The 13,751-nt window shown below is 38.7% G+C and carries 14 protein-coding genes and 1 tRNA gene; 5 read left to right on the forward strand and 10 right to left on the reverse strand.

Annotated elements, in window-relative coordinates:
* Positions 1-3: 3 nt before the first annotated feature.
* The 4 genes from C7H19_RS09760 to C7H19_RS09775 all read right to left on the reverse strand — a co-directional run bounded on the left by C7H19_RS09760 (position 4) and on the right by C7H19_RS09775 (position 2,071).
* Positions 4-783, reverse strand: a complete 780-nt coding sequence (locus C7H19_RS09760; RefSeq protein WP_181280568.1) for a Tic22 family protein — start codon at positions 781-783, stop codon at positions 4-6.
* Positions 784-1,074: 291 nt separating this feature from the next.
* Positions 1,075-1,148 (reverse strand) — tRNA-Pro (locus C7H19_RS09765).
* Positions 1,139-1,546 (reverse strand): hypothetical protein, encoded by a 408-nt coding sequence (locus C7H19_RS09770; RefSeq protein WP_106456691.1) that lies wholly within the window; start codon positions 1,544-1,546, stop codon positions 1,139-1,141. Before C7H19_RS09770 ends, C7H19_RS09765 begins: the two co-directional genes overlap by 10 nt.
* Positions 1,547-2,071 (reverse strand): GNAT family N-acetyltransferase, encoded by a 525-nt coding sequence (locus C7H19_RS09775; protein ID WP_106456692.1) that lies wholly within the window; start codon positions 2,069-2,071, stop codon positions 1,547-1,549. It abuts the gene before it with no gap.
* Positions 2,072-2,217: 146 nt separating this feature from the next.
* Between C7H19_RS09775 and C7H19_RS09780 the strand changes: the two genes are divergently transcribed.
* A complete protein-coding gene (locus C7H19_RS09780) occupies positions 2,218-3,084 on the forward strand; it encodes an alpha/beta fold hydrolase (RefSeq protein WP_106456693.1) in 867 nt (288 codons plus the stop codon).
* A 301-nt stretch (positions 3,085-3,385) separates the two neighbouring features.
* Complete coding sequence (locus tag C7H19_RS09785) at positions 3,386-3,697, forward strand: DUF6679 family protein (protein WP_106456694.1); 312 nt, start codon at positions 3,386-3,388, stop codon at positions 3,695-3,697.
* Between the two features lie 217 nt (positions 3,698-3,914).
* On the opposite strand, the gene C7H19_RS09790 is transcribed toward C7H19_RS09785, so the two are convergent.
* Entirely contained in the window at positions 3,915-4,712 is a 798-nt protein-coding gene (locus tag C7H19_RS09790) for a helix-turn-helix domain-containing protein (protein WP_245927425.1), read from the reverse strand.
* A 215-nt stretch (positions 4,713-4,927) separates the two neighbouring features.
* On the opposite strand from C7H19_RS09790, the gene C7H19_RS09795 reads away from it, so the two are divergent.
* Positions 4,928-6,508, forward strand: a complete 1,581-nt coding sequence (locus C7H19_RS09795; RefSeq protein WP_106456695.1) for an NAD(P)H-quinone oxidoreductase subunit 4 — start codon at positions 4,928-4,930, stop codon at positions 6,506-6,508.
* Between the two features lie 182 nt (positions 6,509-6,690).
* On the opposite strand, the gene C7H19_RS09800 is transcribed toward C7H19_RS09795, so the two are convergent.
* On the reverse strand, positions 6,691-7,494 hold the full coding sequence (locus C7H19_RS09800; RefSeq protein ID WP_106456696.1) for an Rpn family recombination-promoting nuclease/putative transposase: 804 nt from the start codon (positions 7,492-7,494) through the stop codon (positions 6,691-6,693).
* Between the two features lie 111 nt (positions 7,495-7,605).
* Here C7H19_RS09800 and C7H19_RS09805 point away from each other — a divergent pair, with 111 nt between their 5' ends.
* Both C7H19_RS09805 and dusB read left to right on the forward strand, forming a co-directional pair.
* Entirely contained in the window at positions 7,606-7,983 is a 378-nt protein-coding gene (locus C7H19_RS09805) for a tetratricopeptide repeat protein (protein ID WP_106456697.1), read from the forward strand.
* 78 nt (positions 7,984-8,061) lie between these two features.
* On the forward strand, positions 8,062-9,069 hold the full coding sequence (gene dusB, locus C7H19_RS09810) for a tRNA dihydrouridine synthase DusB (RefSeq protein WP_106456698.1): 1,008 nt from the start codon (positions 8,062-8,064) through the stop codon (positions 9,067-9,069).
* Between the two features lie 41 nt (positions 9,070-9,110).
* Here dusB and C7H19_RS09815 read toward each other — a convergent pair whose 3' ends face one another.
* The 4 genes from C7H19_RS09815 to C7H19_RS09830 form a co-directional block, all read right to left on the reverse strand.
* On the reverse strand, positions 9,111-9,581 hold the full coding sequence (locus C7H19_RS09815; protein WP_106456699.1) for a DUF4079 domain-containing protein: 471 nt from the start codon (positions 9,579-9,581) through the stop codon (positions 9,111-9,113).
* 286 nt (positions 9,582-9,867) lie between these two features.
* A complete protein-coding gene (locus C7H19_RS09820) occupies positions 9,868-11,502 on the reverse strand; it encodes an alpha-D-glucose phosphate-specific phosphoglucomutase (protein ID WP_106456700.1) in 1,635 nt (544 codons plus the stop codon).
* Positions 11,503-11,576: 74 nt separating this feature from the next.
* A complete protein-coding gene (locus C7H19_RS09825; protein ID WP_106456701.1) occupies positions 11,577-12,806 on the reverse strand; it encodes an RNA-guided endonuclease InsQ/TnpB family protein in 1,230 nt (409 codons plus the stop codon).
* Between the two features lie 313 nt (positions 12,807-13,119).
* Entirely contained in the window at positions 13,120-13,425 is a 306-nt protein-coding gene (locus C7H19_RS09830; RefSeq protein WP_106456702.1) for an RNA recognition motif domain-containing protein, read from the reverse strand.
* Between the last annotated feature and the right edge of the window lie 326 nt (positions 13,426-13,751).

Consider the following 13,751-nt stretch of genomic DNA (forward strand, 5'->3'; position numbering starts at 1 on the left):
GGATTATTTTTTCGGACTGGGTTGAGTGGTGGGACGATTTTGAGCGGGTTGAGGAGTGCTAGGGGCACTTTGTCGCGCAAAACGGATCGCCTCTTCTGAAGGAACTAACATAATTCGTGTTAGTGCCTCATCATTGCTTTGCTGGAGAGTTGCGATCACGCTTTCTAGAGGAACCACGTCAATTTTAACGGTTGAAGCTAGATCAGGTTTTTCTTTCTTAAAACGTTCTACCATTTCATTTAAAACTGATTTTTCAAAAAAGAACGGGATAATTTCTTGATTATTTTGATTAATTGTCAGATAACCGCCCTCTTTTCCTGCTTTAGCCACAAATAGAGGGACACCCCCTTTATATTCTTCACCACTAGCGGTTAAAACCTGCTTTGCTCCTTCTACCTCAGCCGGAGAGGGAACATAACTGATCATCAGTCCATCTGGCTGTTTTTGGGTATTTTGTAGTTTATAAACTTGAGCTAAAGAAACGGTTTGAATTTTGACTTTACTAGCGACATCTGGCTGATCTTTTTGCAGTTTTTGATAAAAATTTTGTGCGTCTTGCTGACTGATAAAGATACCAGCGACTTTCTTATTATCTTGACCGACAGCGACTAGAGGAATACCTTTATCATCGGCGATCGCAAATACTGGGACAGTCTGTAGGGTTTTAACAACTTGGTCTTCTGGTAATGCTAATGCTTTTAAACCTGTTCCGAGAAAAGAAGTCAGCAATGCTCCGCCAACTAAGCTACCGATCGCCGTCCAACGGACAAATGATTTCATCATAATCAACCTCAAGTTTAAGTTTTGACTAATAGATTTTCCTTTTAAAGGTTTACTCACGTTTAATTTAGCTATTTATTTGGCGGTGTTCTATTTGTGACTGTCTAAAACAATCTAGAGTTTCTTATTTTCCGACTACTGTTAGTTGAGACAGTTAACATCTTATTAACTGCTGGGTAATATTTGGCCATGATACACGATCAATGTTAATTCGGCAGACCTGCTCGACTCCCTAAAAAACAAAAGCCTTATCTGACAAGGCTTTTAGCTGTTTTCTAAATATTATATTTTTAATCGGGATGACAGGATTCGAACCTGCGGCCCTTGCATCCCAAATGCAATGCGCTACCAAGCTGCGCTACATCCCGTTGCCCCAGTGTTCTATTCTATGACAATTTGCACACAAAATTACACATTTTTCAATTTCTTTTTTTATTTTAGTGAGAGATGCGCCTCTAGATACTAAATCTGCTACTGCAAAATCTTTTTCATTTGGGTTGAGATGATGAAAATCCAGAGCACGATAATCGGAAAAACCGCACTTGGAGCAATACACTGTTTTTTTGTAGTCAGATAACCAAGAATACAATTTTTGTCTACGCTGATTTTGTCTCGATTGTTTACAGGAGCGACACTTTAAGCGTCGATAAGCCTTACCTTTGACAATAGAGGCTACTTCAAAGTTTTGTTCATCTTGCTCAGTTTGACAGTATTTACAAAACATCATTTGCTGTAACAATCGAAACAACCATAGCGATCGTTTCATTTAATCAGGATACCAAAACATCCCCTTGATCCCTTCTGGATCGAGCATAAAACCCAAACGACGGTAAAAATCAATGACTTGAGGATCGGCAAACAGAGTAATGTTACTGATATCCTCACTTCGTAATTTTTTGATCATGTATTTCATCAGCAGTTTTCCCAGTCCTTTTTTTTGATAGGAGGGATGAACGACTACATCCCAAATCGTCGCATTAAAAGCATGATCGGATGTAGCACGAGCAAAACCGATGAGTCTTCGTCGGTTACCCCGTATTTCCCACATCGAGCCGACGAGGAAGCTAAAATCGAGCGCTTTTTTCACTTTACGCAAAGGACGACGCGCCCATCCTACTGAGTCACAAAGTTCTTCTAACTCGTAGAGATCGATGTCTCTGTCGGTGCTGAAAACAATCTGAGATTGCCCTGAGCCATCTTTGGAGACTTCGACCAGTTCGCCGGGGAACTGTGGGTATTGGGAGGTAGTCGCGGGAGTCGTGTTATTAAACAATCTTTTCCAAAAAACCATGCCACAAGGCTTAGTCTTGATGTTGCCTTTAATCTATACTGAATTTAACAGGTTCTTTTGATCTAGAGTGTTATTTATAGAAAAAAATTTAACCTATTGTTTATTCTACAGACTAAATGGATTCTTCTTTGGGATAGCATAAAAATATGCCGACCATAGACATTAAAGGGATGCCCCATACTTATGAGCTACTCCCGTCCTCTTCTCCTTCATCTCGCCCTGTATTAGTTTTTATTCATGGCTGGTTACTAAGTCGCCATTACTGGAAACCAATAGCCGAGCGTCTCTCGCTAAATTACCCCTGTCTACTTTATGATTTACGGGGGTTTGGTGAGTCTGTCCCGTTGAGTCCAGTAGATTTGCCCATATCTAGCTATAGTTTAGCGGCTTATGCCAATGATTTAAAAATCTTATTAAATAAATTAGATATTCATCAGGTTTGGTTAATTGGTCATTCCCTCGGCGGTAGTATCGCTTTATGGGGGGCGGATGCTAGTCCAGAACAAGTTAAAGGGGTGATTTGTCTAAACTCTGGAGGTGGAATTTATCTTAAAGAAGAGTTTGAACGATTTCGCTCAGTTGGCATACGAATTGTTAAGCAACGTCCTCTCTGGTTATCTTCTGTGCCTTTAATTGATCTGTTATTTGCCCGTATGATGGTCAAAAAGCCTTTACCTCGCCAATGGGGTAAACAGCGTCTGATTGATTTTTTTAAAGCCGATCAAGCTGCCGCTTTAGGCTCTTTGCTAGAATCAACGACTGAAGCTGAAGTTCATTTACTTCCTCAAGTGGTGGCTCGTCTGCAACAGCCTGTCTATTTTCTCGCTGGACAAAATGATCAAGTTATGGAATTACAATATATTCATCATCTCGCCAGTTTTCACCGACTTTTTCAGTCTCATGGGGGAAATGTTCAAGAAATTCCCAATTGTGGCCATATGGCGATGCTCGAGCAGCCTGATTTTGTGGAAGACAAAATTACCCAAATTTTAGAGCAGTACGTCAATGGTTGATCTCCGTACCCCCAAACCCTATTTACGACTGTTAATCGCTGAAAATTTATGCGACAATAGAGAGTAAAATTGATTACAATTGTTCTACTACTAAAGTCTAAAATTGCTATTTTTTCTTAGTTCTAACAAATTCTTTTTATCCATGTCTCCAAAGTTGCGATACACTTTCGTCAATCGACTATAACGGTTAATACCATTCATTTTTGTTTCGTTTTAGGAATTTTCCGTCCTGCCGTTGAGTAAGGTTAATGTTATTCCCCGTGCTTGAAGTAAGACAAAATTATTGGCTTAGGAGAAACCCATGTTACACCGCAAGATTTATCAATTATGTACAGAAGGTCGTGAAGTGAGCGTTTTCTTGCGGGATCAACAACGCTGGATCGATAATGCGATTATTCTTTCCTTAGAAGGCGATTTAGTGACGATTCGTTATGAAACTGAAGAAGACGATGAGATCTCTTCATGGGAAGAAATGGTACGTTTAGAAAGTATTGGCTCTATTAGCACAAAACTAGCCTCTGTGTCAAGAGTTAGCTCAGATATTCTGATTTCTGATGATTGTCCCGAAGCCGAGCAAATTTATCCTCATTTTCCAGATTCTAATCTTGATTAGAAATTACTTGAGCCGCATTTTCTTGACTTATTGTTCAAAATATGTTATGAGATACAACAAGATTACATGGCTGTAAGTTTGAAACTGTAGACGCGAACAGAGGATCGGCGATCAATTGACAATGACCCAGATAACCGTAAATCTTGTAGTCCTTTGCTGTCGCCGACAAGTTCGCTGCTATGAGATAAACCCGATCGCGGGTGTCATATTTCTGAAACTAAATTAATAAATTTGCCACATCTCCTTTAATCTTTAAGGAATTTTTCAAGTGTTGATTTGTTTCTTCAAGACTGTTATCTTCTAAAGGATTTACAACTTTAACGGGACTAACTTTAGCGCGATAGAGAAGTTTTTCACCCTGACGATAACCAAGATAACGCACTTGAACGGGATCGCCTGGAGAAAGCGCGGCACCTTCGATGATTTGATGTATTTGGGGATCATAGGAGGTATGTTCTGCTACGATCCCAATAGGTTCGATGCCCCAACGTTTGAGCAGTTCCATGATAGGTTTAAGCAAAGGCAGAATTTTAATAGCACTGAGTTGAGGATTTTTTTTAGCTGCGGCTTCGGCTGTTGGCCATTGTAAGATTAAAGGTTCAATAACGGATAAACTCGATTGTTGAAATTCTTGGGTAAGTTCTTCTTTTTGTTGTTCGTGTTGTTTTTGTAAACGTTGATATTCTAGCTTAATCAGGTCTAATTCTCTGGTTCTTTCTTCTAAGGACGCAAGTGTTGTATCTTCGACAGGCATTAAATCAGGGCAAAAGACAGCTAATAAAGAAGTTACAGGAACTTTGAGAACATCAGAGAGTTTAAGGAGAATTTCTACAGGCATTTTTGGTAATAAACCATATTCTAAACGAATAAGTTGCCATTGAGAGATCCCCGATAAACGACTGAGTTCTCTGATATCTGCAATATTAACTTGTTCCATCAAGTATTGCAGTTGACGACAGTTGTTTCGATAAATATCATCTTTCATCGCAGTGAAGCCTAATCTATTACTCGTCATTGTCTAACTTGATGCAATACCTTAGACAGATTTAATAAGAAATTTAACATTATCAACAGACTCGCAACTAAAAATTCCTGTTAGATTGGTTCAAAGATGTCATTAGTAAACAAAGTAACGTTTTTGGTTTTACTGGATACTGTAGATGACAGAAATGGTTCTACTTTTTCTTTCGTCATCATAACTGAGTCTCAATTAGTGAATCGTTGATAACAATGAACTTATCAAATTTTCCTTGGTTAACCACCATCATTCTCTTTCCCATTATCGCGTCTTTGTTCATTCCCTTTATTCCAGACAAAGACGGTAAAACCCTAAGATGGTATGCTCTAATTATTGGCTTGATTGACTTTGCCTTTATTGTCTATGCTTTCTACACAGGATATGATCTCAACAACCCAGATTTACAATTAGTTGAAAGTTATTCTTGGATTCCACAACTAGACTTAAAATGGTCAGTTGGGGTTGATGGTTTATCGATGCCATTAGTCCTGTTGACGGGTTTTATTACCACTTTGGCGATTTTAGCGGCTTGGCCAGTAACTTTCAAGCCAAGACTATTTTATTTTCTCATGCTGGCGATGTATGGGGGACAGATTGCTGTATTCGCCGTACAGGATATGTTACTCTTTTTCCTTGTATGGGAATTAGAATTAGTCCCAGTTTATCTAATCCTATCGATTTGGGGCGGAAAACGCCGTTTATACGCAGCTACTAAGTTTATTCTGTATACTGCGGGCGGTTCTTTGTTTATTCTCGTTGCAGCTTTAACGATGGCATTCTATGGTAATAATGTCACGTTTGATATGACGGCGATCGCGCTTAAAGATTTCCCGCTTAAGCTACAATTATTCCTCTATGCTGGCTTTTTAATTGCCTATGGGGTTAAGTTGCCGATTTTTCCGCTACATACTTGGCTACCCGATGCACATGGTGAAGCGACAGCCCCAGCACATATGTTACTGGCTGGTATCCTTCTCAAAATGGGCGGCTATGCCCTCCTACGCATGAATGCAGGGATGTTACCCGATGCTCATGCGGTTTTTGCCCCGGTGTTGGTTATCTTGGGTGTAGTCAATATTATTTATGCTGCGTTGACTTCGTTTGCCCAAAGGAACCTCAAGCGGAAGATTGCTTATTCTTCAATTTCGCACATGGGTTTTGTTTTAATTGGGTTAGCCTCTTTTACCACATTGGGGACGAGTGGGGCGATGCTACAGATGATTTCTCATGGACTCATCGGGGCGAGTTTGTTCTTTATGGTGGGTTGTACATACGATCGCACTCATACTCTGATGTTAGACGAAATGGGTGGCGTAGGACAGAAGATGAAAAAAGTCTTCGCCATGTGGACAACTTGTTCCCTTGCTTCTCTGGCATTACCTGGAATGAGTGGATTTGTCGCGGAATTAATGGTATTTATTGGTTTTGCCACCAGTGATGCCTATAATCCTACGTTTCGTGTGATTGTGGTCTTTCTAGCTGCGGTTGGTGTAATTCTAACGCCGATTTATTTACTGTCGATGTTGCGCGAAATGTTATTCGGGCCAGAAAATAAAGCATTAGAAGAACATCAGCACTTAATTGATGCGGAACCTAGAGAGATTTTTGTGATTGCTTGTCTGTTAGTTCCGATTATTGGGATTGGTTGCTATCCTAAGATCGTAACTCAGATTTATGATCCAACCATTGGCGCATTAACTGCCAGGTTGCGTCAAGCTGTTCCCAGTTTAGTCGAAACCGCGTTTAATCCAACAAATTCTCTTGCTTTAAAAGCCCCTGAAATTGGGGAATAATCGGGGTTTTAATCGCGTTTTTTGGGCTTAGAAACCAAGCCCCTACACACTAAAAAAAATTATGTTTTTGTAGGGGTTTGGTTGTCAAACCCTTTTTAATGATATTTTTGTGTGCTTAATAGTAAAACTATATGCGATGCCGTCGGCACGCTTTGCGATCGTATCTTCTCAATTTAGTATAATTATCCTTCTAAAACTTGTCTCACTACACTAATTTCTAACTCTAATCTTAAAGCGATTTGCTCGGCATCTAAACCTAATTCATGTAACACTGAAATCATTGCTAATTTTGCCTCTAACTTACCTTCTTCACGACCTTCTTCACGACCTTCTTCACGACCTTCTTGATAAACTCTAGTCTGTTTAATCCCTTCTAATCTCAACATATTTTCTATCTCCTGACGGCTCAACTGAGGAAATTTATAGACAATAATGGTTTCAATTAAATCAACAACCTGTCTTTGGCTGATCTGAGTATTTACTTCTGTTGTAACACGAGCAAGTAAATTTCGTGCAGTCTCTCCTACTGTTGAAGGAGGTTCGACAATTAACCGAACAATTCCTAATCCTAATGATATCTCTTCTTCGGCTTTTGTCTCATCTAGATAAATTTTCTGTAAATGCCGACTTATTAATGCTTGATAACGAGGTGGAATGTCTACATCATTCCCACGAAGATCAAATAGGACAATTGCTTGCCAATCGGAATTAATAGGTTTATATTGACGAAAGTAGAGAAATATGCTAGAAAATAGGCGATCATAAAAGTCTTCTTCTTTATAACATTGCACTTCGACAAAGTACAAAGGATACTGACTCAATTCTTCTGGTGGCGAAAAGATGCCATCCAAGCGGAAAGACGATTGCTTGAGTTCGGGAGCAATAAATTGATAGATATTGGCAGGAATACTAAGTTGATTAATCAGTTCAAAGAAAATTTGAGGAAATTCTTGAAAAAGCTGGTAAAAAATTGTGTCAGTTTTCACATACTTTCGGAATAATTTAAAGTTTTATATCAGTATAAACATTTTTTACACTTTCACCTATAAAAGCAAACGATATAATAGGAACTGGGCAAAATAAGATTAGAAAGAGAAATGAATACTGAATTAGCAGAAGAGTTAAACCAACAAGCTTGTAACTTTTGGGAAGCGCAAGACTATCCAGCAGCATTGGAATGTTTTAATCGGGCAATTAGTTTATGTAATTGTTACCCGAAATTGTGGAATAATCGAGGGAATGTGTTGTGTGATCTCGGTCGATATGCCGAAGCTTTAGCCTCATACGATCGCGCTATTGGTCTAAAACACGATTATCATCAAGCATGGTTCAATCGTGGGGTTGCACTCAAAGAATTAGGAGCCTATGGCAATGCGTTAGAATCGTTTCACAAAGCAATTGCAATTAATCCAGATCCGATTTATATTCATCGTAAAGAAGAAATATGGCTGAAAAAGAAATTGATTCCTGTTTAATAAAATACTAATTTAAGATTTAAAAGGGTTTGGAGATTAAGAATATAAGAAGGTTTGGAGACCAAATCCCTACAGATGATGAATAATATTAAAAATAAGTTTGCAATTCCTTTAAAAATCGGCTCAGTTGAATTAAAAAGTCGTGTTTTTCAATCTCCTTTATCGGGTGTGACTGATCTCGTTTTTCGACGTTTAGTCAGACGTTATGCCCCTCATTCAATGATGTATACGGAAATGGTCAGCGCGACAGAAATACATCATTTAAAAGAATTACCCAAAATCATGGAAATCGATCCCAACGAACAACCCATCAGTATTCAATTGTTTGATTGTCGTCCTGATTTTATCGCAGAAGCCGCCCAAAAAGCAGTAACTGAAGGTGCAAAAACCGTTGATATTAATATGGGTTGCCCAGTGAATAAAATTACGAAAAAAGGTGGCGGATCTTCGCTGTTACGTCAGCCTGAAATTGCCGAACAGTTAGTTAAAGAAGCGGTTAAAGCGGTAGATGTTCCAGTCACGGTAAAAACTCGTATTGGTTGGGATGATGCAGAGATTACAATTTTAGATTTTGCGAAACGAATGGAAGATGCAGGGGCATCAATGATTACGATTCATGGACGAACCCGCGCACAGGGTTATAATGGTTCTGCGAGATGGGAATGGATTAAAAAAGTAAAAGAGGTTCTTGATATTCCAGTGATTGCTAATGGTGATATCTTTTCTGTAGAGTCAGCCATTGAGTGTTTGACTCAAACGGAGGCCGATGGGGTAATGTGTTCTAGAGGGACGTTAGGTTATCCTTTTTTAGTGGGAGAAATTGAATATTTTTTACAGACGGGAAAAAAATTACAAGGACAAGATGTAATAGCTCGTTTAGAATGTGCAAAGAAACATTTAAAAGGTTTGTGGGAATACAAGGGACAACGGGGAATTTATCAAGCACGTAAACATTTATCTTGGTATTGTACAGGGTTTGCGGGTGCAGCAGAATTAAGAGATCAACTGTTTACTATTATTACGGTGGACGATGGATATAAATTATTAGACGAGGCAATGGGAAAAATTATAAATTGTCCAGATTAAAAATAGGGTTTGGCGACCAAACCCCTACAATAAAAACGGTATTACATACGATTAATGACATTCTGTACAATATTCATACCTGTAACAGCTTGCCAACCAAATAATAATAAAAGAATCATGTTAATACTAATATGACTGATGCGGGCGACTTCGTTTTTCTGCATAAAAGGAGTTAAAGCAGCAGCAATAGAGAATAAACCCGTCATCCCTAACCCGATGAGTAAATGAGCATTGACAAACAGCTTACCACTATTAACATAGGTTGCAGCCATCCCAATTAATGTCGTCACGACCATCACTGCCAGTAAAATAGAACCAAGTTGATAGTGTCGGTTCCGATAATCTTTTTTAATGAGTTCTTTTCTGAGTTCTTTATCGTCGGTGGTACGGGTTTTTTTCGACTGCATCCCTAAATACATTGCATAAGCCATTAAACCAAATAAGATCCACATTACGATCGGATGGATAAATTGTGACCAAACCTTGATAGTGTTCAAAGTAGTAGCGTTCATTCTGAATGTTCTCCCCAATGGGATAAAATCTTTATAAAATTTAACTTAACATATGGCGGGCTGTTACAATTTGCAATTTGTACACATAAGATCAGATTTTAATGAAGCAAGAAGGGGTTAAGTTCCCCCTCCAATAAATAAACGTATTCCTTATAGTTCCCTCTCAACAAATAAACGTATTCCTCATAGTTCCCCCTCCTACGAGGAGAGGGTTAGGGTGAGGTAGAGGGGGTTAGGGGGCGGTAGAGAGGGTTAGGGTGAGGTAGAGGTGGTTAGGGGTAAGATACTATGTAATCACCGTAGGTATATCGCGTTCGGTAAACTTGCGAATTTGACCAATTTCTTCTGCTAGATTGATCAACGGTTCTAAAGCTTTCTGTGTCTCTAAATCATGCTTACTAGCGTCGGGTTCATAGCTTTCTAAATAGATGCGTAAAGTGGCACCTTTAGTTCCTGTACCCGATAAACGATAGATAATACGAGATCCATCAGTAAAACCGATGCGAATACCTTGTTTACTGCTGACGCTACCATCGACGGGATCGGTGTAACTAAAATCATCGGCATAGTCTACTATATAATCACCGTACTGTTTTCTAGGGAGGGTGGCTAACATCGATCGCAAGTGTTCCATCATTTCCGTCGCCCGAAGTGCGTCTACTTCCTCATAGTCATGACGAGAATAGTAATTACGTCCAAATTCTTGCCAATGACTCCGTACAATGTTCTCGACAGATTCGCTTTTTGCTGCTATAATATTAAGCCAAAAAAGTACCGCCCACAGTCCGTCTTTTTCTCGAATGTGGTTAGAACCAGTACCAAAACTTTCCTCACCGCAAAGAGTGGCTAGATCCGCATCTAATAAGTTACCGAAGAATTTCCAACCTGTCGGCGTTTCATAACAATTAATTCCTAATTTTTCAGCAACTTTATCGACAGCCGCACTCGTTGGCATAGAACGAGCAACCCCAGAAATACCGTTTTTGTAGGCAGGAACTAAATGAGCATTAGCGGTTAGTACTGCAATACTATCACTAGGTGTTACGAAGAAATTGCGACCTAAAATCATATTACGATCGCCATCGCCATCAGAAGCCGCCCCAAAGTCTGGCGCATTTTCACCAAACAGAATAGCAACTAAATCATGAGCATAAACTAAATTAGGATCTGGATGACCCCCGCCAAAATCCTCTAGAGGGGTACCATTTTGGACTGTACCAGACGGTGCACCTAATTTTTCTTCAAACAAAGCATGAGCATAAGGACCTGTTACAGCGTGTAAAGAGTCCATGCACATACTAAATTTTCCAGAAGTCAATAACCCTTTAATCAGGTCAAAATCAAAGATCGACTCCATCATTTCGACGTAGGGTTTGACGGGATCAATGACTTCTACATCCATTGTTCCCAGTTTAAATGAGCCTGGTCGATCTAGATTAATATCAGCCGCCTCTAAAATATTGTAGCGATCAATAACTAGAGTGCGATCGTACATTGCATTGGTGACTTTTTCGGGTGCGGGGCCACCATTGGTTACATTATATTTAATCCCAAAATCAGCATTAGGCCCACCGGGGTTATGACTTGCCGAGAGAATAATCCCACCATATGCCTGATTTTCTCGAATTACACAAGATGCCGCCGGTGTAGATAAAATCCCATTACAACCGACTAAAACTTTACCGACTCCATTGGCTGCCGCCATTTTAAGGATAATTTGAATCGCCTCAAGGTTGTAATATCGACCATCGCCACCTAAAACAAGGGTTTGACCTTCGAGTCCTTCTAGGGTATCAAAGATCGATTGCACAAAGTTTTCTAGATAATGAGGTTGTTGAAAAACGGGTACAGATTTACGAAGCCCTGATGTACCAGGTTTTTGATCGCTAAAAGGTGTTGTCAGAATCGTTTTGATGGTCATAAAATTAATTAGATCATGTTTCGATGTAAGGATAGAATAGTTGCTAATTTTATAGTCAAATATTACATCGACTATCAACTAACTTTGTACGGTTTAACCCGCAATGGGTGAACTACAACACCCTCTACTGGATGAGCCAAAGCATTTCCAGCTACTTGCTGATAGAGTCTATAGATGTTTAAACTACCATTTATATCAGCATTTATTGTCTTTTCATTAGCCGTTTTAAATAACCCACGCTTGATTCTTTTTCCTAAATACTTCTTATGTTTTTGAATAGGCTCGTTATCTAATGCAGAACACTTAGAAGTATAAGCTTCATTAACTAAGACGACTTCAATGCCAGCGAGTTTAGCTTTATATTGAAGTTGTTCAATTAACTTTTTATGAGGAATAGAGACAAATGACTGGTTATTGACTCGACCAATGTTAATCCCATCTTTAAACCCTTCATTCCAACCAACTACTAAAACGCCAATGTTATTCTTAACCAAGTCATTGACTATAGCACGACTTGTTGTATGGAGATAATAGTCCACTTTGCAATTACGTTTCATCCACAGTTTTTCTAACTTCTTGCTAGTGAACTCTAAGATAGGTAACTGAGAACGAAGGAGGGCGTTTAGTTTATTGGCATATTGATTAGCGGCTTTAATGGCACGTCCATCATAAATACAAGGTTTAAGTTTAGGGATATTATAGGTTAAAGTAGCTAGATTATTTAATCCTAGATCGATTGAAGCTACTCGTTCGTTCTCGTATTTAGTAGTAGTTTCTTCAGTTGGATAAATAATTTCAATCACATAGCAACCAGTTCGTGGAACAATTCTTATTTCATCAATTGCAGTCACCTTTGTTGGTAAAAATATTTTCGTTCCACTCGGGTTAGCAATCTGCTTTTTTAAAAGCTTTTTACTAATTGCTTGATGATTATAAGTAACAATAAATCGACCATCGGAACGATTTTTCTTTCTGGTTCCTTTGTAATGAGGGATTTTTGGTTCTCCTTTAAATAAGGATGAATTTTTCAAGTAAGATTTTTTAGCTTGCTCATAAGATGTCCAATTTCTCAAAACTAATCTTAATGTCCCTTGAGCTACTTTAGATGGTAGTGCTTTATAATCTACACCTGTTTTTAGTTGATGGTAAACTTCTATGGCATTCGTCATTACACCCTTAAAAAAGTTTTGGCGGTAGATATACGTTGCGCTGTTGTAAAGATTTTTTGATAACCAACAAAGCTGGTCGCACTCTTGATAGTAACGATGACCTTGCCTAATTAAATGACGCTCTACTAACTGCATTGTGGTATATATACTAAACTTAGTTGAATGATAACACAAAATTGGAGACAATAGCTTAAGCTAGATTTGTTATTGTTTGTTAATGTTTGTCTACATTTTTAGTAAAGTTTTGTAATACCTTGTTGGGTAACCCTTGTGCTGTATTAGTCCTTTCATGTCATGTCTTTAATTGATAAAAATGAAAAAAACTGGTTTAATCTCCGACTAAACCAGTCATCTCTCATGTTGAAAGAGTCAAATCTTATTTACTACAGCCATAATTAGACTAGCGTTTGGATGAATGAGTAAACTTATCGACTCGTTAATTTACCGCTTAGAAACGTTTTTGTCGGCGACCACCGCCACCTGCACCGCCACCGAAAGAAGAGCCTCTATCTTCTCTTTCACGAGCTTGGTTAACTTTTAACTCACGTCCCATCCATTCAGCACCGTCTAGAGCAGCAATAGCCGCAGCTTCTTGGGTTTTAGTTTCCATTTCCACGAAAGCAAAACCGCGTTTTTTACCAGTTTCTCGGTCAGTAGGAATATGAACTCGTTGTACCTTGCCGTATTCAGCAAAGACATCAACAAGATCTTCTTGAGTGATCTCGTAAGAGAGATTGCCTACAAAAATAGACATAACTATGTACCTTGAACAAATCAAAATGTATAGAGAGACAAAATAGACAGAACAGAAAGAAGCTGACCAATACTAAATCTACGAAACTTATTGAGTTAATACGGACAACGAACTTGAACGCTAATCTTGATTCTCGTCCTTTAGTCTAGCATAAAAGTTATGGCACTTCTATCTATGGGAATTTTGACACTTTATTTAACATTAAGAAAAAAAAGTGACGCAAGATTTAAACTATTCTTCATTTTCATAAATTGTAACAAAATATTACGTCATCTAGATGAACCCTGATGTAACATTCTAAATCTTCTATACCTTACACCTACATT

The sequence above is a fragment of the Aphanothece hegewaldii CCALA 016 genome (genome assembly GCF_003007785.1).
In the GTDB taxonomy this organism is placed as follows: Bacteria; Cyanobacteriota; Cyanobacteriia; order Cyanobacteriales; family Microcystaceae; genus Chroococcus; species Chroococcus hegewaldii.

What these genes read in the sequence shown, in the direction of transcription:
- C7H19_RS09760 (WP_181280568.1), bottom strand. Translation starts at nt 783, where the DNA reads ATGATGAAATCATTTGTCCGTTGGACGGCGATCGGTAGCTTAGTTGGC.
- C7H19_RS09815 (WP_106456699.1), bottom strand. Translation starts at nt 9,581, where the DNA reads ATGAACGCTACTACTTTGAACACTATCAAGGTTTGGTCACAATTTATC.
- C7H19_RS09795 (WP_106456695.1), top strand. Translation starts at nt 4,928, where the DNA reads ATGAACTTATCAAATTTTCCTTGGTTAACCACCATCATTCTCTTTCCC.
- dusB (WP_106456698.1), top strand. Translation starts at nt 8,062, where the DNA reads ATGAATAATATTAAAAATAAGTTTGCAATTCCTTTAAAAATCGGCTCA.
- C7H19_RS09770 (WP_106456691.1), bottom strand. Translation starts at nt 1,546, where the DNA reads ATGAAACGATCGCTATGGTTGTTTCGATTGTTACAGCAAATGATGTTT.
- C7H19_RS09775 (WP_106456692.1), bottom strand. Translation starts at nt 2,071, where the DNA reads ATGGTTTTTTGGAAAAGATTGTTTAATAACACGACTCCCGCGACTACC.
- C7H19_RS09825 (WP_106456701.1), bottom strand. Translation starts at nt 12,806, where the DNA reads ATGCAGTTAGTAGAGCGTCATTTAATTAGGCAAGGTCATCGTTACTAT.
- C7H19_RS09790 (WP_245927425.1), bottom strand. Translation starts at nt 4,712, where the DNA reads ATGACGAGTAATAGATTAGGCTTCACTGCGATGAAAGATGATATTTAT.
- C7H19_RS09830 (WP_106456702.1), bottom strand. Translation starts at nt 13,425, where the DNA reads ATGTCTATTTTTGTAGGCAATCTCTCTTACGAGATCACTCAAGAAGAT.
- C7H19_RS09780 (WP_106456693.1), top strand. Translation starts at nt 2,218, where the DNA reads ATGCCGACCATAGACATTAAAGGGATGCCCCATACTTATGAGCTACTC.
- C7H19_RS09820 (WP_106456700.1), bottom strand. Translation starts at nt 11,502, where the DNA reads ATGACCATCAAAACGATTCTGACAACACCTTTTAGCGATCAAAAACCT.
- C7H19_RS09805 (WP_106456697.1), top strand. Translation starts at nt 7,606, where the DNA reads ATGAATACTGAATTAGCAGAAGAGTTAAACCAACAAGCTTGTAACTTT.
- C7H19_RS09785 (WP_106456694.1), top strand. Translation starts at nt 3,386, where the DNA reads ATGTTACACCGCAAGATTTATCAATTATGTACAGAAGGTCGTGAAGTG.